The following is a 22,596-nucleotide window of genomic DNA, read 5'->3' on the forward strand; positions in this document are numbered from 1 at the left end:
GGCCTCACTAGCATCGCGTCGCGTTCAGAACTTCAGGTCTAAGGTAATCATCACATCTGCGCGCTGCGCAGCCGGATCACCGGAAAGGCTCAACCTGCTCGAAAATCTGTCATCAATATCCGCAAGCATTGCGCCCGCGGAAATTTCTGGCGTCCCACGATCAGACAGGCTGGTACCGACATAGGGCGACGCCGTTACGGCAAAGTTTCCATCCCGACCCGTAAACGAAATGCCATAAGCAACCAAACCGCTCAGCGTATATTCGCGGTAATCATCACGCCCGACCATGCGCGACCCTTCGATTGAGCCCGACAGACCCGTCCCGCCCGAGGCAAACCGCACACCACCGCCAAGGTCAAACGCCCCGGCATCGCCGTTGGTCTGGTCGGTGAAATCGTGGATATAACCCGCTTTGACATATGGCGTCAGGGACGTCTCGCTTATCTGGAAAGAATAGGCCAGCTCGGCATTCGGCTTTAACTGAACGGTATTGACCGAGGATTCCGCAACCCGGCTACCGTCACTTTCGGTATAGGCAGCAAGCGTATTGCGCGACGTCAACGCACCAAGCCCGCCCGTCACCCGAAACGGGCTATCTGCAATTGGCTGGAAAGTTTGGCGTGCATCAACCTGCAGATACCAGCTCTGGCTGTCGGTGTTTCCCGTCACAGTGCTGTTGCGGCTTCTGGCGACATCCCCGAACGCATATCCCGCAATCGCCGAGAAGGTCAGCATGTCCGACGGTCTATAGATCACATAGGGCGAGAGGTTCCACGTATCCTCCTCGTAAGTGCCGTTCTCAAAGGTGGTCGTAATGTCGGTCTGGGCGTAGCCAACGGACATACCCGCCACCAGTGCGGGCGAAAAACGATAATCCGCACCGACATTGTACCCCCAGACACTGCCGTCATAACGGCTGTCCTCGCCCGTCCGGTTGCGCGTATTCTCGATATCGGTAAAGGACCCATGCCCCCAGATCGTAATCGGACTTTCGCGAGACAGCAGCGTGCGCTGTTCCGGCCCATCCGTCGGACTATCAGCGGCTTGCGCAGCAGCAAGCCGCGATGTATCGAAAGACGCAAGCATCGCCAGCCCGCCCAGGGTTGTGCCCTCCGTGCGCGTTTTCTTGTCCATCGGATCATCAAGCAAGCTTGAGGAAGCAAAACCGAATTGCTGTGTCGGTGTCGTGGTATCTGGCACTGTTCCGATATCTGGGCCGGCTGTCACATTAGCCACCCGTGATCCGAAATTCTGGCCGATGATAACGGACTGCGACCGCGTTACCGCGCCCTGAACGGCGCGCTGCGCCGCAGATGAATTGTCCGAAGCCACGTCTGCAGTTGTGATCGTCACGGAGGCGCTGTTATAGACCAGATGCACACCGCTCCCCGAAACCGTATAATTGACGGTCATGCGGATGGTCGCACCATTCTGCCCGTCGATGGTGACCGTTCCGGTTTCGGTGCCGTTGATGTTCCGGTTACTTGCACAGGCGGCACCAGCCGCAGCGCTGAATGCGCCGAGGGTGCAACCCTTATGCGACGTGTTATTGTGAGCGGCACCAGTTCCGACGCGAAATTCCTCATTGCCGCCGTTCTGGCTGACGAAGGTTATGTCGCGCAATGAGGTACCGACGTTGACACCGCCGCTTGTCGCGACGCAGGTGCCAGCACTATCGTCATAGGTCAGACTATTCGCACTGTTTGAAGTCGCGGCGACGGCGGCAAGGTTGGTGCAGGTGATCGTCGTGGTGGCCGCAGATGCGTCGCGCACATGACCAATCATAAAACCGCAAAGAAAGGTTATCGCAAAAAGCAAAGACGATGGCAGCTTTGCAATATTGATCATACTGGATCCCCCGAACCAATAATCCCCCAAAAATATCAATATAAATCAACATTGGGTTGTATAATATTTTCATTAACTGAGAAATGAACTGTGATCAATATTGTTTCCGCAATAAAGACCTCCCCATGGGCAAAGCTCGCGCAAGCTGTCGGTATCGCAGCGGAGCTTTCTGATCGGGTGAAGCATCTTCGCTCTATGGCAGCGTGATCGCACTGCCCCCTACTCAATGCCCGGCATGTCCGTCATGGCGTCACACAGATGCCCCGGCACATTGGCCATCTGCACGTAACTGGCAGTTCAAACCCCGCCAAGGGCTGGATAAATCAACGCCGCCCCCGGAACCCGGCCCCCAAAGCTCTCTTCGCGCGCCCGGACCGCAATCCCGGCAGCCAGAACGATCTTCTTGCCTGAATGCACCCGGCGATCTGATCCGTGCCTTTGCCGATCCGCCGGTCTTGCATTTCACGGGTTGGGTTGGGTTGGGTTGGGTTGGGTCGGGGCGGGTCGGCTCTGCTCGGCTCTGCTCTGCTCGGCTCTGGCCCTGCCATGCCTGCCCCGCCATTCCGATGCCGCCTTTGTGACATTGGCCGGGCTTGGCGGACGTGATGCTGCACGGGCAACGGGCAAGTCCCCTGCCCGGCCTTAGCATAGCTTGGCGGTCTGGCAGTCTCGCGGCCTGACGGTTTCGCAGCTTGGCCGTCTGGCGATCTGGCATCGACGGAGCTGTCGCACCTGCCGATCTCATCCAGTCGCAATTCGGCCCTGCTGCAACCATCACCGTCACCATCGCCACCCCTTTCGGGTTTGCCTCTTTCGCCTTCCCGACACTTCCGGCACGTCCCCATGCCCGAAGGACACATTTCTCCCGTCATGATTAACAACCGTTTTCGCCAATTCTCCCCGAAACTTATCGAGGCTATCGGGCGTCACCGCCCGGACGCACGTCCCCCGTAATGACTTTTCCATCCGCCATCAATACACCCCTTTGGCAACGTCGTCGTCGCCCTGCCGCCCCATCAGATCGCTGAACAATCATCGTCACTTTCCTGTCTTCCCGGCCCGAATACGCAAAAACCCGCGAAAGCGCATCACGCTTTGCGGGTTTTTGATCCGGGTGCATTTGTCCCGTTGACTTTGCCTTTATGGCACAAATAAAAGAACAAATCAAGAACATTTTTCGGAAAAATTCATTCCCGTGAAAATGATATATTTTTCAATACATTAGAAAGGCCCACCCGCAGGATAAACCAGAATAAATCCGGCGGGCGGTGATGCTGCCCCGGCCTCATACCAGTCCCGGCATCGGGAATTTTCATGCCGTCATGATGCCGCTGATTTGGCGTAACCGATATCTTTCAGGGCTTCGGCAATTTCCGGCAAAATCCCCGGATCATCGATGGTTGCCGGGGCGTTATATGCCTCTCCATCCGCGATGGATCGCATGGTCTTGCGAAGGATCTTGCCCGACCGGGTTTTGGGCAGACGATCCACGATAGTTGCCTGCTTAAACGCCGCAACCGGCCCGATCTGATCGCGCACCATGGCAACCACTTCCTTGATGATCGCCTCATGCGGGCGATCCACCCCGGATTTCAGAACCACAAAGCCAAGCGGCAATTGCCCCTTAAGGTCATCATGCACCCCGATCACCGCACATTCGGCAACATCGGGATGCCCCGAAAGCACTTCTTCCATCGCCCCGGTCGACAATCGATGCCCTGCGACATTGATGATGTCATCGGTTCGCGACATCACATAGATATAGCCGTCCTCATCAATGAAACCGGCATCCCCGGTAGCGTAATAGCCCGGAAATTCCTCAAGGTAGGCCGATTTGAACCGGTCATCATTCTGCCAAAGGGTCGGAAGCGTCCCCGGCGGCAATGGCAGCTTGGCGACCAGTGCGCCGATCTTGCCGCGTTCAAGCGGCTTGCCGCCCTCATCCACCACCTGCACGTCCCAGCCACAGGCCGCGACCGTCGGCGATCCATATTTGATCGGCAGCATTTCAATACCGCGCGGATTGGCACAGATCGACCATCCGGTTTCGGTCTGCCACCAATGGTCGATCACCGGCACGCCAAGACTGTCTTCGGCCCAGTGCAGCGTATCGGGGTCTGACCGTTCACCGGCAAGATAAAGCGCCTTCAGGCACGAAAGATCATAATTGGCCATCAACGCGGCCTTGGGATCATCGCGCTTGATCGCGCGAAACGCGGTTGGTGCGGTAAACAGGACCTTGACGCGATGCTGCGATATCACCCGCCAGAATGCCCCGGCATCCGGCGTTCCAACCGGTTTGCCTTCATACATCACCGTCGTGCATCCGGCCAGAAGCGGCGCATAAACGATATAGGAATGCCCAACGACCCACCCCACATCGGATGCCGCCCAATACACATCACCCGCCTCGACATCATAGATATTTTTCATCGACCAGTTAAGCGCCACCATATGGCCGCCATTGTCGCGCACAACCCCTTTGGGCTGGCCGGTCGTGCCCGATGTGTAAAGGACATAAAGCGGGTCGGTCGCGGCCACCGGCACACAATCAGCCGGGGCGGCCTTGGCACATTCCGCCATCCAGTCAAAATCACGCCCGTCAATCAGGGGGGCCGAACATTGCGCGCGCTGGAACATCAGGACCGTTTCGACCTTGTGCTTGGCCTGATCAATCGCCCGATCCAGAAGCGGCTTGTATTCGATCACCCGCGATCCTTCGATGCCGCAACTGGCACTCAGAATCAGCTTTGGCTTTGCGTCATTGATCCGGGTCGCAAGCTCGTTCGATGCAAAGCCACCAAACACGACCGAATGGATCGCACCAATGCGCGCACAGGCCAGCATCGCCATCGCCGCCTGCGGGATCATCGGCATATAGATGATCACCCGGTCACCCTTGGTCACCCCCTTGGCATGCAGGGCCCCGGCAAGGCGCGCAACCTCATCACGCAGTCGGTTATAGGTGAATGTTTCAATCGTATTTGTGACCGGGCTGTCATAAATCAGGGCCGCCTGTTCACCGCGACCGTCTTCGATATGACGATCCAGCGCGTTAAAGCAGGTATTGACCATCCCGCCTTCGAACCAGCGATAAAACGGCGCATTGCTGTCATCAAGCACCCGGTCCCATTTTTTATACCAGGACAGATTTTCCGCAGCTTCTGCCCAGAAACCTTCCTTGTCCGTGATCGAACGATCATAGATTTCCTGATAGCGACCCGTCATTTGTGAAACTTCCTCCCGCGCGTCTGGATCTTTGCCCAAATATACGCGTCTGGCTTGTGTGCTGCGTTACCGCGACATCATCATCCGCAAATGTTGTGACATCGCCTGCCCGATCTGTATCAAGGGCCAGCCCCAAGGCCGCCCTAATTCGGCATCATAATACCGATTTAAATTTCCAATGCCCCTTAGACATTGGTAGAGGGCAGAAAACCGGGATTTATGCGGATTTAAATCAATCCAGAAAACATCTTTCCGCGTATGCTGCTTTATGAAGGTCGGAACGCAGCAGGATGCTTACAAGAATGCCGCCTCTCGTTGTGGGCGACAAGCGGAGGCGGCAAAAAATGAAGGAACTGATCCTGTCGTCAGGAGATGCATTTTTCAGGAAATCGGCACAGCCTTACCATCAAGCCATGCGGATTTTGCCAGCATCCTCTTGACGGCTAATGGGTTATTCGACTTATCTCGTCCTTGATTTCGAGCTTGCGGCGTTTAATGTCTGCGACACGGGAATTGTCTGGCGCCGGGCGGCGCTGCTCGTAATGGAGTTCCTGCTCAAGTGCAGCATGTTTGGCAGTGAGAGCTTCGACATGGGATTGAACACTCATTCGCCTACTCCTCAGTTCTGACTTTGCCCACACAAAGATGGTAGTAATTCTGTAATATGATTTCCAGTCTTTCGACGACGCAATCGTTCAAATAGTGACCCGGATAACACATAAAATGTCTCAAAAGGATCGACTTATCATTGGCATAACCGGCGCGTCCGGGGTGATTTATGGCATTCGTTTTTTACAGCTGCTGAAAAATTCGCCAATCGAGACCCACCTGATCCTTTCAAAGGCGGCAGAACGCACAATCGCTTATGAAACCGATTTTAAAATCCGCGATATCAAAGAGTTGGCAGATGTTGTCCACGACAATGCGGATATCGGTGCCTCAATCGCATCCGGTTCTTTTCGCGCACGCGGCATGGTCATCGCCCCCTGCTCGATGAAGTCTCTGGCCGAGGTCGCAAGCGGAGTCGCCGACAATCTGATCGCGCGTGCCGCCGATGTGATGTTAAAGGAACGTCGCCGACTGGTTTTGATGGCGCGCGAAACGCCGTTGCATGCCGGCCACATCCGCAATATGGCACTGGCGACTGAAAACGGTGCGATCATTGCCCCGCCGGTTCCCGCCTTCTATGCACGCCCGCAATCGCTTGATGAAATGGTCACGCAAAGCTGCGGCCGGATCCTTGACCTGTTTGATATCGATCTTCCGGAAACGGCCCGCTGGGGCGACACGGACGCCGAAAACCACATCCCGGTCACCGGCAAACCGCGCAAGACGGATTAAGCTATCAGGCCGCCCTGCGCCTTCGAACTTAACTTCATGCAGGCGCAAAGCTGTTCCAATGCAGCATCGCATTCCGACTGGCTCAGTTTGAAACGTGTCGGCGATAGATAGGCCCGCGCGGGTGCCATCGGATCACCGGCCGGGATGGTTTCAACCGCCTTGCACAGAAGTTCCTGTTCGATACGTTCGGCGGCAACTTCGTCATTCTTGACCTTGCCACGCAGTTTTTGCGCACTGCTCCAATCGGCATTGCGCAAAAAGCGACGGGTATCGCGCAACGGCACAATCACCTGTTCACGCCAGTCCCGCACCGCATTTTCAAGGGCGGATATGCTATGCGGTGCCTGCCCCTTCTGGCCAAGATAGAACATGAACAGCAACATGTTCACATCCAGATCACAACGTTCCTGCAATTCAAGACAAAGCGGCGCAACGCCGTCCCGTCCATACATCTCGACCGTAAAGGCCCAGACTTCCTCTGCGTTCATATCCAACCTGTGCGTTTTTCGTTTTTATAAGCGTGCGGTCTTTCGATCAGACCGTCTTTGCCGTCCGCGCTGTTTCTGGCGGATGCCCCAGATAGGCACCAAGCCCTTTTGCAGTCGATACCATGGTTCCCTTGGTATCGACAAGACGCGGCCCGACAATCACATCGGCCATCGCAACATCGATCACCTTGCGCTTTGACCAGGCGACCACACGGTCAAAGCTTTTCTGCGCAATCAGGTCCACCGCATGCACCCCGAAGGCTGATGCAATGACCCGGTCGCGCGGCGATGGAATCCCGCCGCGCTGCACATGGCCCAGCACGGTCACGCGGGTTTCCCAGCCGGTTCGTGCGCCCAACTCATCGGCCAACCAATGACCGATCCCGCCATAACGTATTTTCTGGCCATCATCACCTTGCGTCACCGCCGCACCGTCATCACGCTTGACCGCCTCGGCAACGATCACCAGCGCATGATTGCGCCCGCGCTTGCGAATGTTCAGGCAATGCTCGGTCAGGGCATCCAGATCGTAATCCATTTCCGGGATCAGGATCGCATCCGCCCCGCCCGCAACCCCGGCAAAAAGGGCAATATGCCCGGCATCGCGCCCCATGACTTCGAGGATCATGATGCGGTCATGGGATGCGGCTGTCGGCTGCAACCGGTCAAGTGCCTCGACCGCCACATTGACCGCCGTGGTAAAGCCGACGGAATATTCCGTCAGTGCCAGATCATTATCAATGGTTTTGGGGATCCCCACCAGATTGATGCCACCCATTTCGGCCAACCGATGCAGGATCGCCATACTGCCATCCCCGCCAACCCCGATCAGGGCATCAAGGCCAAGCTTGTGATACCCGGCAATCACATCGGCGGATCGGTCGGCAAAACTGCCATCAGGCATCGAATAATGGAACGGGTCCCCCTTATTCACGGTGCCAAGAATCGTACCGCCCAAACGCAGCATTCCGTCATTATTGACGTAATCGTTCAGATCAATGGCCTGCGGCGGGTCCTGCATCAAACCGTGCGTCCCCTGCCGGATGCCAACCACGTCCCAGCCATAACCAAGGACCGCACGGCGTACAACCGCCAGAATAACCGCATTCAGGCCCGCGCAATCGCCGCCACTGGTCAGAATTCCGATCCGCATCCGTATCCTCCGTCCTATCCGATCTTGCTTAACAAAGCAGATTACAAATCATATGGGTTGCCAACCCGAATTCTGATAGTATTACAGGCTCTTCGCGTCGCTAACCAAGCTGGATCAAAAATGGACGAAATCAATCAGATCGCGGTTGAAAAAAGACTGCTGTTTCTGCGCGAGGAACATCGTGATCTCGATATCGCAATCGAACAACTGGCCCACGGGGCCCATCACGATCAGTTGCGGCTGGGGCGCATGAAAAAACGGAAACTCGCCCTTAAGGACGAGATTTTGTATCTGGAGTCGCAACTCGTACCCGACATTATCGCCTGATAAACAATCCGGTGTTTCCCGCAGAACACCCCTTTTGGAAAGACACGAGGGGCACGGCAGGACGCCGTTCTCGCCTCAAAGACCGCTTGGAATACGTTGTAATTGCGCTGATTTCATTTCTTTTTCAGCACGCAGGGCATAATCGACAGATACCAACGCTTCTTCGGCGGTTTCCCCCGATTTGACGTGATAAATGCCAAAAACCGGAACGATGGTGATGTATTTTCCGTTCCAGAAATAAGGATGCTTTCTTAGCCGACGTGCAATTGCGTCTGCCCGCTGCCAGGCATCCTGTTCATCCATATTGTAAAGCAACGCGATAAAATCGTTGCAGCCAAGATATCCGACCTGATGGGGCGGCATGATGAATTCGGTAATCGTGCGATACAAAAAGGTAAACACCCCTTCCTTGCATCCATGACCGTGACGCTGCAACACATCATCAAGATTGGCAATCTCGCACAGCAACAGCGCGCGCGTCGTTCGATCCGATCCAACCAGCACCATTTCATTTTCAACAATCTGCATGAAACTGGTGCGGCTTAACGCGCCGGTAAATGGATCACGCCCTTCTGCGCGGGCCAGTTCGACCTGATGACGCTGCAATTCGCTCAGATGGTCCGAAAGCCCGTTAACGCGCAGCATCAAACGCGAAATCGCCCGTTCCACAGCCGGGGTCACCTGTTCATCAGGAATGCCCAGAACATCGGCAATGTCGTGGATGTTCGCGGTAACAGCCGGTTCGGCATTCAGGATATCGCGATTGACGATATCAACCTGATGCTGATCGGGGTCAGGCGCACCTTTTTTGCGCACCGACCTGCCATAGGTGTACGCGGCATAGGGATTGGATGGATACCGTCCATCGCCCGCCCCCATTGATGACGGTGTGGCGGAACCGGGTCTGGTGACTTTCATGTCTGCCCTCTCTTGTGCTACCTGCACAGAGACAAAAATTAAGATCAAAAACTATAAACCCAAAATACTTATACTTCACTTAAATTATCAACTGTAAGCAAGGATAGTATCCCTACCCTTATAGCTACCCCTGCGCAATATTGCGCGCCGTGCAGAATGCTGCGCGAAACGATGTCATATCGCGCCATTGGCGGGCTTGCATGATCACCCTTCCTGCCTATAATGCGGGCCTTCTGATAACGCCCGAAAACGGAGCCGCCAGCATGAGCGATCAAAGCCCGGTCATCGGCATTATCATGGGAAGCCAGTCTGACTGGGAAACCATGAAAAATGCAGCAGATGTCCTTGATGCGCTGCACGTCCCCTACGAAACCAAAATCGTATCAGCCCATCGCACCCCTGATCGCCTTTATGACTATGCCAAATCAGCAAAGTCGCGCGGCCTTAAGGTGATTATTGCGGGTGCTGGTGGTGCGGCCCACCTTCCGGGCATGGCCGCGGCCATGACGCCGCTTCCGGTTCTGGGCGTTCCGGTACAAAGCCGCACGCTTAAAGGCCTTGATAGCCTTCTGTCGATCGTTCAGATGCCGGGCGGCGTTCCGGTCGGAACACTGGCAATTGGCTCCGCAGGGGCGAAAAATGCCGGCCTGATGGCCGCCGGGATCATGGCGCTGATGGATGATGCGCTGGCCGATCGTCTTGACGACTGGCGCGCACAGCAAACCGATGCGGTTGCCGACGAACCGGTCGATCCCGCACCGTAATGCATCAAACGCGCCCGAACGGGCGCGTTTTTCTTTGGCATCATTCAGGTCAATGATGCCCGCCCCGACCGGGGAATGTGAAGGAATTCGAGGAATAAATGACGCAGGATTTCGCGACACGCATCATCGCACCGGGCAGCACGATTGGCATCATGGGCAATGGACAGCTTGGCCGGATGGCGGCCCTTTGTGCCGCTGAACTTGGTTATAAGGTCCATGTTTTCGGCCCCGGCACAGACAGCCCGACCGAACAGGTCTGTGCCAAGGCAACAATTGCCGATTACACCGATCTCGATGCGCTTAGTGCCTTTGCCACTGACGTCGATGTTGTAACGTTTGAATTTGAAAATGTGCCGCATGACAGCGTGAAACTGTTATCCGAACTGGTGCCGGTCCGTCCGGGCTGGAAATGCCTGCATCTGTCGCAGAACCGCCTGCGTGAAAAGACCTTCTGCAATGAAAACGGTATCGGCACGGCACCTTTTGCCGCCGTCCGTTCGATTGCCGATCTTGAGGCCGCCGTTGCCAAACTTGGCCGCCCCGCCGTGCTTAAAACCACCGAAATGGGGTATGACGGCAAGGGGCAGGTTAAGATAACTGACGAAACCAGCCTTGCCGACGCATGGGCGGAAATGAACGGTGCCGAGGCCATCCTTGAGGGCTTCATCTCGTTCGAACGCGAAATCTCCGTCATTGTCGCGCGCGGGGTCAAGGGGGACACCGCCTGCTTCTGCCCGGTTGAAAATGTGCATACCAATCACATTCTTGATGTCACCATCGCCCCGGCGAAAATTCCAGCTGATCTTGCCCAAAAGGCCGAGGACATCGCCACCCGTCTGGTCGAGGCGATGGAATTTGTCGGCTTGCTGGCGGTCGAAATGTTTGTGACCACCGATGGCGACGTTCTGGTAAACGAAGTTGCCCCGCGCCCGCACAATTCTGGCCACTGGACGATTGATGCCTGTGTCACCAGCCAGTTTGAACAGTTCATCCGTGCTGTTTGCGGATTGCCGTTGGGCAATCCGGCCCACCATTCAAATGCCCGGATGAAGAACCTTCTGGGCCATGACATTGATGACTGGCAGGCAATTTTGGCCGAGCCGGATGCAAAACTGCACCTTTATGGCAAGGCCGAAGCCAAAGCCGGGCGCAAGATGGGTCACGTCACCTGGGTCCTGCCCAAAGAGGACTGATATCCATCCAAGTGCAATTTATGCCAATGCCCCGAACCATGCTGGTTTCGGGGCATTTTTCATTGGATCACAGATGCTTCGCCCGACAGGCAGTTTCTTCCTGCCAAACTGGCATTGCGCTTGCTGATGTCCCGTCAGGAAATACTTTTCGGGTAACAGGCGTGATGAAAAAACTTCTTCTCATCCTTGCAGTCATAACCGGCTTTGCATCAGCCACCGGCACAAATAACGCCGTCCACGCCGCACCGGGGGCCGCGGGTTTCCCGGATGTACTGCAAGGCGATCAGCTTCGGTTTGGCAATATGATTGTCGAACTGTTTGGCATCCGCGCCCCGCGACCGGGCATGATCTGCCGGGCGGGCAGTGTCGAGTTTCAATGCGGGGCCGCCGCCGCACAGGCACTTGACCGCATCATTGAAAATTATGCCGTCGCCTGCCAGCAGGTTTCAGATTCCCAGCTATTCCCGATGCTGACCGAATGCCGCATGGGTCAGACCGACATCAACCGTTTGCTGCTGCGCGCGGGTTGGGCAATTGTCGATATGAACAGTTGCGATGGCAACCCGAACTGCCTGACCTATCTGGGGGATCAGGCCCATGCCAAGGAAAACCGCAAAGGCATGTGGATGGGTGACCTGCCCTATGAACTGGTTGCATTGGCCGCCAAACCAAAGCCGATTGATATCGACAACGCCAATGGCGAAACGGAAGTTGCCAACGACAACGGTGCACCGTTCAGCATCAATCTTGCCGCCGAAATGGAACAGGCGAACAAGCCCGACACGACGCTTCTGAGCTTTCTGATGCGCTAGACGCAGTCACACCAGTCTTGTCCCCAAAGTCCTCCCCAACGCAAAACGCCGCCCGATGCAGGGCGGCGTTTTGTCTATGGATATAAATCAGAGCCGGTCTATGCGCCGAACTGGCGACGGACCCGCCCCGGCGTTGGCATGCATTTGGCCAGCTTCGCACCAAGCTTGAACGGGGTTGCCGCGAATTTCCCGGCCTTTTTGACCGTTCCGGTGATTTTCGGAATCTGCATGACATTGCCGATCCGGCGATCCAGAAAGGCCCAGCTGTCCGCGTGACCTTCGGATTTGTCATCCAGCCAGTAGGCAAGGGTTGAACCATAAACCCCCGCCAGCAACATCCGCTTGGTGTACCAATTGTGATCGGTCGATGTATCACCGGCCGCGATCCACATCTTATCCACCGTGCCATGCGTCAGCTTAAGGCCAAGCGGGACGTTTTGCGGCAATGCCAGATAGGAAAGGGCTGCCCGCACCGTATCCTTTTCATGTTCCACCAGCGACAGTCGGGTTTTGACCGCAGTGGCAATCCGTTCGCGGATTTTCATCGATGGCAGATCAAGCTTGTCGAGTTCCTCGACCATTTTGCGATCCGTCATCTCGACATAGGTAATGATGGCCTGACGAATGCCCCCGGGCAAAAGACGATCCACCTCGCCCGGTGCAAGTTCAAGGTCCTCGGCACCGCTGCGAAGGGCGGCCATGCTCCAGCCGTCAAACGGGATATGTTGAAGTGCCGCCGCAACCAGCGCCTCACGCTGCGTACGCAGGCGGTTCATGCTTTCGGAAACGGTCATTTCAGGCCTCCTTGCTTTCGTCATTGGCACCATCATCGGAACTGTCAGCAGATGATGCCCCCTGTCTGAGGGGCGTCTCGGGCGGGTTGTCGCGCAACTCGTCGACAAAGCCCAGCAACGTCATGTCTTCCATACGTTCGGGATACATCACCCCGATCAAATGATCATATTCATGCTGAACCACGCGCGCATGGAATCCACCGGCAATGCGTTCAACGTCCTTGCCATATTCATCTAACCCGCGGTAACGGATTTTGTTCCAGCGCGGCACCACGCCCTGCAACCCGGGAATCGACAGACATCCTTCCCAGCCATCAACGATTTCATCGCCAATCGCCTCTATTTCCGGATTGATCAGCACGCTTAACGGCACTTCCGCATCATCGGGATCATCGCTTTTGCGAAAGGCCGGGACATAAAAAACCATGATCGCCTTGGACTGAAACACCTGTGGCGCCGCAAGGCCTACGCCTCCGGCATCCTTCATGGTTTCCTTCATATCCGCGATCAAACGCTGGATTTCGGGATCAAGCGGGTTTTCGACCCGGTCCGCGACCCTGCGCAGAACCGGGTGGCCCATCCGGGCAATTTTAAGGATCGACATGGCCCTATATCCAACCAAAACGCCCCGACTGTAAAGCCCCTACGCATGATCCGCCGCCTAATGAGCCGACAAAACCAGCGTCTGTAGCGGCCAGAGCAGCGCCTGAATACGCAGGAGTAAGGCATGCACGATCCCGACCGTCTGTACCATATGCAGGAACAACCATTCGCCCGTACCGATTTCCGGGTTTTCAAGCTGATCATGGTTATTGGTATAGGCATTGGCAACGCACTGGCTGCCCCTTGGCACATCCTTGATCTGCTCAGGATAAAGCGGGATCATTTTGGCAAGGAACGTACCCGGTACGGCCCGTTCCGAGATATCTAGCAATCTGTCTGTCGGGCGGAACTGACCGGCAGCAATCACCGGTTGCACGCTGGTTACCAACATCGGGATGACTTCAAACGGCAGCGACGCACACGACATTTCCGCAAGAATCCCGGCTTTGACAACCTGGGCGGAAACCTGCTGAAAACCGGCTTGGAATATGACCTCCTTGGGTTCGACTGGTATAAGGATACCGGCCGGACGTAACAACGGATTGACGATATCACCGATCTGCAATGCAAATTGCTGTATCACGCCATCGACACCGGCCCGGACAACGGTTTTGCCAAGGGCAACCTCGGCCGAACGAAGCGACGCTTCCGCGCTGGCAAGCTGGGCTGGCAGAAGGGTTTCCATTCTGGTTTCGACGGCATTGACATTGGCCTTGGCCGCATTAACCGATCCCTGTCGTGTGGTTAAGGCCACTTCAAGCCGTTCGACCTCCCGCCGGGAAACCGCATTGGTACCGCGTGACAAAAGATCAGCCTTGACCGCCAATTCCTCGCGCACCTGCTCATACGCCCCTTGCGCTTCTTCAAGATTGCCGTTCGCCACCGCAAGATCAGCCTGCGTTACCGCCATCTGCGCACGGATTTCCTGCACCTGCTGCCGGGCGATTTCGACCGCCTCGGTTTCTGTCCGGTCATCAAGGCGGAATAACGGTTCGCCCGATTTTACCTGATCATCGTTATCGACATAAATCTCGACCACCCGGCCATTTTTCTCCGGCAAGATGGTCAGGGTCCGATAGAACGACGCAACGTTATGACTTGACGGGTGGTAATAAAAAATCAGCGTAATCAGCGAAATTGTCAGGATCGCACAGCCGACAATCCCGTATCGCAGCTCGTACCAGACCGAAAACAGGGTGATTTCCTTGCCGATACGTTTGCCCTGCGCATATCGGCGAATCAAGTAATCAGGCAGGATCGTAAAAATGGAACATAGCATAAGTTCAAACATCTTTACGGCCCTCCTGCACATTCATATCGGCGGAGATCGTCGAGGCGTCACCATCGGTGACCGGCTTTGGCCCGGTGGATTCGCTCATTACCCCCTTTTCCCGTGCCATGACCTTCACGGCATCAGCAATCGCATTAATCGGGGTGTAAAAATCGGGAACCTGAACCACGGCAATCACCAAAGCCGCCAGCCAGAACAGGTTGTTATGGGTAAACAGCGCCAGAAGCGTCAGGATACTGATAAGCTGGATCTGGGTGTGATTGGCATGATGGGCCAACCGTTCAGGCAGGGCATGCAGGCTCAGATAAAGAGCCCCCAACCCAAACACCCCCAGAACGACAGACCAGACAACAATCATGAACAACACATCCGACTGTCCGGGCCCGGTAATGAAGAACGGCGCATGTGCAATTGCCGTCTCTCGCAATGAGCTTTCCATGTGCAAATATCCCACCGTTATGAGGGCTCTGCGCGGATGCAAACCTACGCCACCGGCGGCATACCCAAACTCACCCCCAGCGATAAGCCCAATTTTGTCAAAGCATTATATCAACTTTTGAGATTTTTTCGGCCATACAATTCGCGCAAAACGCAACACCACAAACCCAGAGTCTGGAAATGCGGGTTTTGCCTTGGCGTTTTGCGCCTTTGGCTCAACAAACGCCAAAGGCGAATATCTCCTTCCCTCTTTTCTTTTGCACCGCTTTACACTATATAAAGCCCACGGTCATACAGGCCGTGTAACCAACCGGAAAGCATGATGCTCTTCCGGGTGTTTTTGTTTTTTTGAAAGGAGCGTGGTTTCCGTGCAGGTAATCGTTCGCGACAACAATGTCGATCAGGCTCTGAAAGCGCTTAAGAAAAAGATGCAGCGCGAGGGCATTTTTCGTGAGATGAAACTCCGCCGCCACTTTGAAAAGCCGTCGGAGAAGAAAGCTCGCGAAGGGGCGGAAGCAGTCCGCCGTTCCCGCAAGCTGGAGCGCAAGCGCATCGAGCGCGAAGGCTTCTAGTCTTTTTCACTTTCGGGGTTCCTCGAACGTGACTGTACGATCGGTTTTGGCTTGCTAAAACCGGGCCCGTGCGCCAAGCCCGCCTCGGAGCAATCCGGGCGGGTTTGGTTTTTTATACCCCTTTTTCCAAATCTCTCCCCGGATCGCATAGCTGTCATTCCTGCTAAGTTTTTTGTCTTGGCATCGGATTGTTTTAAACAATTCCCCGGCAGGTCTTCACTCGCCATGCGCAAACACCTTTGCGCCACCACCAACCAGTCAATCGGGGAGACATGACTGTGAACACACAAACCGATACCGGCAACGCCCCTGCCGGATTCGATTTCAATGGATATTACCGACTGACCCGCGTTTTGCCTGTCATCGCTTTGATGGCTGCGATCTATGGCATTGCCGCACTGGTCGATTACCACATCAATGCTGTCCTGCTGACCATCGTTGTCATGATCGTGCTGTGTCTTTTGCGCGTGCCAGTGCCGATTGCGCTGATTTCCGCAGCCTTGCTGGGTGCGTTGCACGCAGGAATGGATACAACCACCGCCATCGGTGCGCTTAATGACAACCTTCTGGTCGGTGCCCAGGTCGGCATGACCTATGTGATGATCGGTGCCTTTGCGGTTGCGATTGCGCGTTCGGGCATTCTTGATCTGTTTGCCCAAAAGATCGCCGCCCGTGTCGGAAGCGATGCGCAAAGCACTTCAAAGGGCCTTAAATGGTTCCTGTTTGCGATCTTTATTTTCTGTTCGTTGATTTCGCAGAACCTGGTGCCGGTTCACATCGCCTTTATTCCGGTGATGATCCCGCCGCTTCTGGCGGTATTCAATCGCCTGCGGATTGACCGCCGCGCCATTGCCTGCATCCTCGCCTGCTCGATCAGCTTTTCCTATCTGCTGCTGCCGACCGGTTTTGGCGCGATTTACCTCAACGAAATCCTGATGGCAAATGTTAACGACGTTGGCGCGGCCTACGATCTTTCCATGACGGCCGATATGGCACCCAAGGCAATGTTCCTGCCGGTTATGGGGATTGTTGCCGGGATGCTGGTTGCGGTTTTCATCACCTATCGCAAACCGCGCGATTATGTGACCGATCCATCTGCCGAGCGCCATATCAACCCGGCCAAGCCCGTGTCGATCAATCCGCTTCAATTGCTGGCAACCGTAGCCGCCCTTGCCGTTGCGCTGATCTGCCAGTTGCAGTTTGACAGCCTTCTGGTCGGGGCAATGATCGGCTTTGTCATTCTGGCGGCGGCGGGCATTTTCCGCTGGCGGGCACAGGATGATGTCTTCACCGAAGGCATGCGGATGATGGCCCAGATTGCCGTGATCATCACCATCGCATCGGGCTTTGCCGGGGTGCTTGATGCCACCGGCGAAATTGCTCCGCTGGTGCAGGCCAGTGCAGAACTGATCGGCGATAACAAGGCAGTTGGCGCGCTGATCATGCTTCTGGTCGGCCTGTTCATCACTATCGGCTTTGGCGACAGCTTCGCCAGCGTGCCGATCCTGGCTCCGATCTATATCCCGCTGGCACTGGCCCTTGGTTTCTCACCCATGGCGACCATCGCGCTTCTGGGGGCATCGGCTGCCCTTGGCGATGCCGGATCACCGGCATCCACCATCACGCTTGGCGCAACATCGGGCCTTAATGCCGACGGGCAGCATGACCATGTGAAGGATTCAGTGATCCCGACCTTCATACACGCCAATTTCGGCATGGTTGTGTTTGCGTGGATTGCGGCGATGGTTCTGTAATCAGAACCAAGACCTAAAAACGACATCAACAAAAAGGAGCGGCCCCGAAAGGTGTTACTCCTTTTTGCATTATTGCGGACTTTGCCGCGCCGACCGGTCCGATATCCAGTTTGTAACCTTATCGATCATCGTCGGCTCATAACCAATCGGATCAGGCATCGGTTCATACCGAACAATGATCCCAGACTGTGTGCGATAAACGCTATAAAGCGTATCCTGCTTGATATCGGTAAAGGTCGAACTGCCATATTCGGCATCGACCAGGAAATTCCATTCCGCCAGATAGTTCATCAGATCAAGCGCATCGTCCTGCACCAGATCATAGGCCATCTTCGGCTTGGTGTTCTCATCCTCGATATCGCGATAACGACCCTCAAAGCGCACCAGCTTATAGCGCGCATCCATGCCCATCACATTGGCCCAAGGCTTCAGCTTAATGAACTCGGCATCAATTCGCCACTGATCGCCATAAATCTCAAAGATTCCAACATCCCCGCCTTCTCCCGCCGCCAGATGCGCCTCGAAAACATCGTCTTCAAGCGGCTCGAAATACATCTTGGCAATCGGCTCCTCGGCGGTCAGCCGGACATAGGTCAAGATCGTCATCCCCATCGAAGCAACCAATGCAATCGACAGAACAATGATAATCAATATTGAAGCTCTTACCAGCCGAAACATATCTAATTAAGATTTACGAAAATTGAGCATGGGCCAGTCCACATGCTCTTCTAGCCCACTAAGCAATATGGGGCATTGATTATCAAAAAACAAAACGACCATCGCTGCTAATGATAAGTAATCAATCAGCAGACTATTTTTCTTATCTATCGAAAAATCTTCATAGACCAAAGAGTCGCTATTTATATCTAAGTAAACCCCGATGATAGATGAACAAAAATTTGGATGACAGAAATCTGACAAGAAATCATACTTATCTCTAAAGCCAACATCTGTTTTCTGCCCAATCAAACTTGAGAAGTATTTTTCAGATTTATCAATAAAATACAATACATTAACTGGGTCTGGCGCGTGCGAAAAAATCTCATGAGATGCCCCAGCCAAAGCCCTCACAAATTTTTTGTAGAGATTCTCGTACGTAGTCCTACCGTCCAGAAAAGATTTAACGACAGCACAATAATATCCTAGTTGACATGTGCTTTCGATATGAGCGCGACAGGTTAATGCTAACCCCAACACATTCTCACTTTCAATCATCTGAAAGGATGCCGAAGTCAGTGCTACCGAACGTCTTAATGCATTTTGTCGCAATACCCTAAAATTCTGAAGGACAATAGATTTGCTATCGTGCTCTCCCTTCTGCTTTAAATTGATTACCTTCTCGCATCTAGAGCTTGTATCGAGATGATGCTTAAGAATTTTTTCGAACTGTTCCACACAGCCAATGCGCTCTGAAACTTCCCTCGCCCGTTCAAACATTGGCTACGCCCACTAATTTTCTCAAATAATAGCTAGAAAACTGCACACAAACACCTTTGATGCTCTCCTCACAGAGGATCAAGCAAAAAAGGCGACCCCAATAGGAGCCGCCTTCTTCATATCAAACCAACCGGCTTGATCACCCATCCAGATGCATCACAATCTCTTCACACATCTTTTTGGCATCACCGAACAGCATCATCGTGTTGTCCTTGAAGAACAGCTCGTTCTGTATACCGGCGTAACCTGCGGACATTGAACGCTTGATGAACAGAACGGTTTTGGCTTTTTCGACCTCAAGGATCGGCATGCCAAAGATCGGCGATGACGGGTCGGTTTTGGCCGCCGGGTTGGTGATGTCGTTGGCACCAATCACAAAGGCCACATCCGCCGTGCCGAAATCGCGGTTGATTTCTTCCATTTCAAGCACGTCGTCATAAGGCACATTCGCCTCGGCCAGAAGCACGTTCATGTGGCCTGGCATACGCCCCGCCACCGGATGGATGGCATAGCGGACATTAACGCCCTCGGCCTTGAGGATATCCCCCATTTCACGAAGCGCATGCTGGGCCTGTGCGACCGCCATGCCGTAACCCGGCACGATGATCACGCTCGACGCGTTCTTCATGATGAAGGCCGCATCGTCGCTTGAGCCCGATTTGACCGAACGGTCGCCATCGGTTCCGACCGCCGGGCCTGCATCGCCCTCGGTCCCGAAGCCGCCAAAGATGACGTTAAAGATCGACCGGTTCATGCCCTTGCACATGATGTAGGACAGGATCGCACCCGATGCACCAACCAGTGCGCCGGTGATGATCAGGGCATTGTTCTGAAGCGTAAAGCCGATGCCGCATGCCGCCCACCCCGAATAGGAGTTCAGCATCGAGACAACAACCGGCATGTCCGCCCCGCCAATCGGAATGATCAGCGTCACGCCAAGCACCAGAGCAAGCATCACCAGAATCCAGAAAGCCATGTGGCTTTCGGTTGTCACAACGATGATGCCAAACACCAGTATCCCGATTGCAATCGCAAGATTGAGCATATGCTGCCCAGTAAAGCGAACCGGCGTACCCGATACGATCCCCTGCAACTTGCCAAAGGCAACAAGCGAGCCGGTGAAGGTAATCGCACCAATGGCAACACCAAGGCCCATTTCAATCAGGCTGGCCGCCCCGATATTGCCCGCCGTGCCAATGCCATAGGCCCCCGGCGAATAAAGGGCGGCGGCGGCAACAAACACCGCTGCCAGACCCACCAGCGAGTGGAAGGCGGCAACAAGTTGCGGCAATGCGGTCATCTTGATCTTGAGCGCGATGACCGTACCAATGGCCCCGCCAAGCAAAATGCCGACAATGATGGTGGTATAAGACACGACTTCGGGTGATGCCAGGGTGGTCAGAATGGCAATCGCCATCCCCACCATGCCAAGGATATTCCCGTTACGTGCCGTTTCCGGTGAAGACAGACCGCGCAGCGACAGAATGAAGCAGACGGACGCCACCAGATACAGGAAAGCCGACAGGTTTTCCGACATTGTGTGTTCCCCCTACTTCTTTTTCTTGAACATGTGCAGCATGCGCTGTGCGACGATGAAACCGCCAAAGATGTTGACCGACGCCAGCACCACGGCAATGAAGCCCATCGCCTTGGACAGGTTCATATCAATCGGGCCAGCCGCCAGAAGCGCACCAACAATGATCACCGATGAAATGGCATTGGTCACCGCCATCAACGGTGAATGAAGGGCCGGGGTGACTTTCCACACAACGTAATAGCCAACAAAGCAGGCCAGAACAAACACCGTCAGGCCAAGCACCGTAGGGCTGACACCGCTTGTATGGACAACCGTGTTGGCCGAGCTGGCCATATCGCCCGCCTGATTGGCAAGGCTATCGGCAAGCTTTGCGGCCTTTTCGGCCAGACCAAGGGCCGCATCGCGCAGCTCGTTGGCATTCTCGGCGGCATTCTGGGCCGCATTTTGGGTTACGGATTGATCAGCCATTTGCGACCTCCTCACCACCGAATTTCGAATGAACAACCTTGCCATCACGGGTCAGCATGGTTTCGGCAATAATCTGGTCTTCGGCATTGAAGGCCAACGTGCCTTTTTCCTTGTCAACGGACAGCGTGATGAAATTCAGAAGGTTTTTGGCATACATCGCCGTTGCATCGGTTGCGACGGAACTGGTGATGTTTTCAGGGCCAATGATTTTCACACCATTATCGGTCACAACCGTTTCACCAAGTTTCGCACCCGCAACGTTGCCACCGCGTTCAGCCGCAAGATCAATGATGACCGATCCCGGCTTCATGCCCGCGACCATGTCGGCGGTAACGATTTCCGGTGCCGGACGGCCCGGAATCAATGCTGTTGTGATGACGATATCGGTCTTTGCCAGAACTTCCTTAAGCTTGGCGGCCTGTTTGGCCTTGTATTCGTCCGACATTTCCTTGGCATAACCGCCTGCGGTTTCGCCGTCGGCTGCGTCGTCTTCGACCTCGATAAACGTCCCGCCAAGCGATTGAACCTGTTCCTTGACCGCCGGGCGCACATCAAACGCGGAAACCACCGCGCCAAGGCGCTTGGCGGTCGCAATCGCCTGAAGCCCGGCAACACCGGCCCCGACGATAACAACGCGTGCGGGTGGCAACGTCCCGGCGGCTGTCATCATCATCGGATAAATCCGGCCAAATTCATGGGCGGCATCAAGCACCGCACGATACCCCGCCAGGTTGGATTGTGACGATAGCACATCCATAGACTGGGCACGCGAAATGCGCGGCATCAGTTCCATCGCAAAGGACGAAACCCCGGCCGCCGCCATTTTTTCAATAAGATCCTTGCGATCATACGGATCAAGCAAGGCAATGACGGCGGCACCCTTTTTATAGGCGGCAAGCTCGTCGGTTTTGCCATCAACAACCGGTGGACGCACCTTCAGGATGACATCGGCATCCTTGACGGTGGTTTTCATTGTTTTGGCAATGGTTGCACCGGCATCGGCAAAGCGATCATCCGGTATCGCGGCGTTAATTCCGGCACCAGCTTCGATTGCAACGTCAAACCCAAGACCAATCAGTTTCTTGACGGTATCTGGTGTAACGGCAACGCGCCTTTCCCCGGGCCATATTTCCTTTGGAACGGCCAGTTTCATCGCGTTCAACCTCCTTCCCTACAATTATGAATAAGCACGGCATTTTTGTTTTTATAAAACGCGGTCCGCGTCCGGTGCCTGCTGCGCATCAGACTGGCCACGATTACCCTTGCCCGGCAAGAAAAAAGGCGGTTCTTCCGCTTTAACAGAAGAAACCGCCCACTTTCCCACCACGCATTCCGAGGCAAAAAGCCTTGGCGACAAGTCAGGTCCCACCCGCCATTGGTGCTCAGGACAAACAATCAATGACGCCCTGCCTTGTCTGCGTTGAATGCAAGATGCGATTTCTTCCGGCCTGCGACAACATCAAAACCCTATAAAAAATCACTTTAACTTAATTTCAGTTTATATTATCTCAAAACACATGTGAGCGGATTTTCGCACATATTATTTCCACCCTGTAACAGGTCCTTATCCCGAACAGATAGAATCAATCCCTTGATTTATGGAAGTTTCCCCTATTTCACGCCATCGCGG

The 22,596-nt window shown here is 54.7% G+C and carries 22 protein-coding genes; 7 read left to right on the forward strand and 15 right to left on the reverse strand.

Annotation, left to right across the window (positions count from 1 at the left end):
* Window positions 1–24: 24 nt before the first annotated feature.
* The 3 genes from P8T57_RS03320 to P8T57_RS03330 form a co-directional block, all read right to left on the reverse strand.
* Window positions 25–1,848, reverse strand: a complete 1,824-nt coding sequence (locus P8T57_RS03320; protein WP_341364573.1) for an autotransporter outer membrane beta-barrel domain-containing protein — start codon at window positions 1,846–1,848, stop codon at window positions 25–27.
* 1,320 nt (window positions 1,849–3,168) lie between these two features.
* Window positions 3,169–5,115 (reverse strand): propionyl-CoA synthetase, encoded by a 1,947-nt coding sequence (locus tag P8T57_RS03325; RefSeq protein WP_341364574.1) that lies wholly within the window; start codon window positions 5,113–5,115, stop codon window positions 3,169–3,171.
* Window positions 5,116–5,519: 404 nt separating this feature from the next.
* Complete coding sequence (locus P8T57_RS03330; protein WP_007091085.1) at window positions 5,520–5,684, reverse strand: DUF465 domain-containing protein; 165 nt, start codon at window positions 5,682–5,684, stop codon at window positions 5,520–5,522.
* A gap of 115 nt (window positions 5,685–5,799) precedes the next feature.
* Here P8T57_RS03330 and P8T57_RS03335 point away from each other — a divergent pair, with 115 nt between their 5' ends.
* Window positions 5,800–6,417, forward strand: a complete 618-nt coding sequence (locus P8T57_RS03335) for a UbiX family flavin prenyltransferase (RefSeq protein WP_063092388.1) — start codon at window positions 5,800–5,802, stop codon at window positions 6,415–6,417.
* Here P8T57_RS03335 and P8T57_RS03340 read toward each other — a convergent pair.
* Window positions 6,414–6,905, reverse strand: coding sequence for a TIGR02444 family protein (locus P8T57_RS03340; protein WP_341364575.1), 492 nt, complete (start codon window positions 6,903–6,905; stop codon window positions 6,414–6,416). The genes P8T57_RS03335 and P8T57_RS03340 overlap by 4 nt on opposite strands.
* A gap of 46 nt (window positions 6,906–6,951) precedes the next feature.
* Entirely contained in the window at window positions 6,952–8,058 is a 1,107-nt protein-coding gene (locus tag P8T57_RS03345; protein ID WP_341364576.1) for an ATP-dependent 6-phosphofructokinase, read from the reverse strand.
* 120 nt (window positions 8,059–8,178) lie between these two features.
* Between P8T57_RS03345 and P8T57_RS03350 the strand changes: the two genes are divergently transcribed.
* Window positions 8,179–8,385: a DUF465 domain-containing protein gene (locus P8T57_RS03350; RefSeq protein ID WP_007091089.1), complete on the forward strand. Its 207-nt coding sequence runs from the start codon at window positions 8,179–8,181 to the stop codon at window positions 8,383–8,385.
* A gap of 75 nt (window positions 8,386–8,460) precedes the next feature.
* Here the strand turns inward: P8T57_RS03350 and P8T57_RS03355 are convergent, their stop codons facing one another.
* The gene (locus P8T57_RS03355; RefSeq protein ID WP_341364577.1) at window positions 8,461–9,303 is read right to left on the reverse strand and encodes a diguanylate cyclase; all 843 of its coding nucleotides are present in this window, start codon (window positions 9,301–9,303) and stop codon (window positions 8,461–8,463) included.
* A 263-nt stretch (window positions 9,304–9,566) separates the two neighbouring features.
* Here P8T57_RS03355 and purE point away from each other — a divergent pair, with 263 nt between their 5' ends.
* The 3 genes from purE (at window position 9,567) to P8T57_RS03370 (ending at window position 12,072) form a co-directional block, all read left to right on the forward strand.
* On the forward strand, window positions 9,567–10,067 hold the full coding sequence (purE, locus tag P8T57_RS03360; protein ID WP_341365359.1) for a 5-(carboxyamino)imidazole ribonucleotide mutase: 501 nt from the start codon (window positions 9,567–9,569) through the stop codon (window positions 10,065–10,067).
* Between the two features lie 98 nt (window positions 10,068–10,165).
* Window positions 10,166–11,260 carry a 5-(carboxyamino)imidazole ribonucleotide synthase gene (locus P8T57_RS03365; protein ID WP_341364578.1) on the forward strand — a complete coding sequence of 365 codons (1,095 nt, stop codon included), beginning with the start codon at window positions 10,166–10,168 and terminating at the stop codon, window positions 11,258–11,260.
* A gap of 164 nt (window positions 11,261–11,424) precedes the next feature.
* Window positions 11,425–12,072: a thermonuclease family protein gene (locus P8T57_RS03370; RefSeq protein ID WP_341364579.1), complete on the forward strand. Its 648-nt coding sequence runs from the start codon at window positions 11,425–11,427 to the stop codon at window positions 12,070–12,072.
* Window positions 12,073–12,170: 98 nt separating this feature from the next.
* Here the strand turns inward: P8T57_RS03370 and P8T57_RS03375 are convergent, their stop codons facing one another.
* Genes P8T57_RS03375 through P8T57_RS03390 form a run of 4 tightly spaced genes read right to left on the reverse strand, consistent with a single transcriptional unit; the run spans window position 12,171 to window position 15,199 of the window.
* Window positions 12,171–12,866: a COQ9 family protein gene (locus P8T57_RS03375; RefSeq protein WP_341364580.1), complete on the reverse strand. Its 696-nt coding sequence runs from the start codon at window positions 12,864–12,866 to the stop codon at window positions 12,171–12,173.
* 1 nt (window position 12,867) lies between these two features.
* Window positions 12,868–13,470, reverse strand: coding sequence for a peptide deformylase (def, locus tag P8T57_RS03380; protein WP_341364581.1), 603 nt, complete (start codon window positions 13,468–13,470; stop codon window positions 12,868–12,870).
* 57 nt (window positions 13,471–13,527) lie between these two features.
* Entirely contained in the window at window positions 13,528–14,760 is a 1,233-nt protein-coding gene (locus P8T57_RS03385) for a biotin/lipoyl-binding protein (protein WP_341364582.1), read from the reverse strand.
* Window positions 14,753–15,199, reverse strand: a complete 447-nt coding sequence (locus P8T57_RS03390; RefSeq protein WP_341364583.1) for a hypothetical protein — start codon at window positions 15,197–15,199, stop codon at window positions 14,753–14,755. Before P8T57_RS03390 ends, P8T57_RS03385 begins: the two co-directional genes overlap by 8 nt.
* Window positions 15,200–15,566: 367 nt before the next feature.
* Here P8T57_RS03390 and rpsU point away from each other — a divergent pair, with 367 nt between their 5' ends.
* Both rpsU and P8T57_RS03400 read left to right on the forward strand, forming a co-directional pair.
* A complete protein-coding gene (gene rpsU / locus P8T57_RS03395) occupies window positions 15,567–15,770 on the forward strand; it encodes a 30S ribosomal protein S21 (protein ID WP_007091098.1) in 204 nt (67 codons plus the stop codon).
* A 272-nt stretch (window positions 15,771–16,042) separates the two neighbouring features.
* Window positions 16,043–17,524, forward strand: a complete 1,482-nt coding sequence (locus P8T57_RS03400; RefSeq protein ID WP_341364584.1) for a Na+/H+ antiporter NhaC family protein — start codon at window positions 16,043–16,045, stop codon at window positions 17,522–17,524.
* A gap of 69 nt (window positions 17,525–17,593) precedes the next feature.
* Here P8T57_RS03400 and P8T57_RS03405 read toward each other — a convergent pair whose 3' ends face one another.
* From P8T57_RS03405 to P8T57_RS03425, 5 genes are all read right to left on the reverse strand, one after another.
* Window positions 17,594–18,175: a hypothetical protein gene (locus P8T57_RS03405; RefSeq protein WP_341364585.1), complete on the reverse strand. Its 582-nt coding sequence runs from the start codon at window positions 18,173–18,175 to the stop codon at window positions 17,594–17,596.
* Between the two features lie 33 nt (window positions 18,176–18,208).
* Window positions 18,209–18,961 carry a hypothetical protein gene (locus tag P8T57_RS03410; RefSeq protein WP_341364586.1) on the reverse strand — a complete coding sequence of 251 codons (753 nt, stop codon included), beginning with the start codon at window positions 18,959–18,961 and terminating at the stop codon, window positions 18,209–18,211.
* Window positions 18,962–19,100: 139 nt separating this feature from the next.
* Entirely contained in the window at window positions 19,101–20,498 is a 1,398-nt protein-coding gene (locus tag P8T57_RS03415) for an NAD(P)(+) transhydrogenase (Re/Si-specific) subunit beta (protein WP_341364587.1), read from the reverse strand.
* A gap of 12 nt (window positions 20,499–20,510) precedes the next feature.
* Window positions 20,511–20,966, reverse strand: a complete 456-nt coding sequence (locus P8T57_RS03420; RefSeq protein ID WP_007091103.1) for an NAD(P) transhydrogenase subunit alpha — start codon at window positions 20,964–20,966, stop codon at window positions 20,511–20,513.
* The gene (locus tag P8T57_RS03425) at window positions 20,959–22,119 is read right to left on the reverse strand and encodes a Re/Si-specific NAD(P)(+) transhydrogenase subunit alpha (protein WP_341364588.1); all 1,161 of its coding nucleotides are present in this window, start codon (window positions 22,117–22,119) and stop codon (window positions 20,959–20,961) included. The genes P8T57_RS03420 and P8T57_RS03425 overlap by 8 nt, the downstream gene beginning before the upstream one ends.
* Window positions 22,120–22,596: the final 477 nt, after the last annotated feature.

Origin of the sequence: Thalassospira sp. SN3W, from assembly GCF_038070535.1 — a bacterium.
GTDB classification, from domain to species: domain Bacteria; phylum Pseudomonadota; class Alphaproteobacteria; order Rhodospirillales; family Thalassospiraceae; genus Thalassospira; species Thalassospira xiamenensis.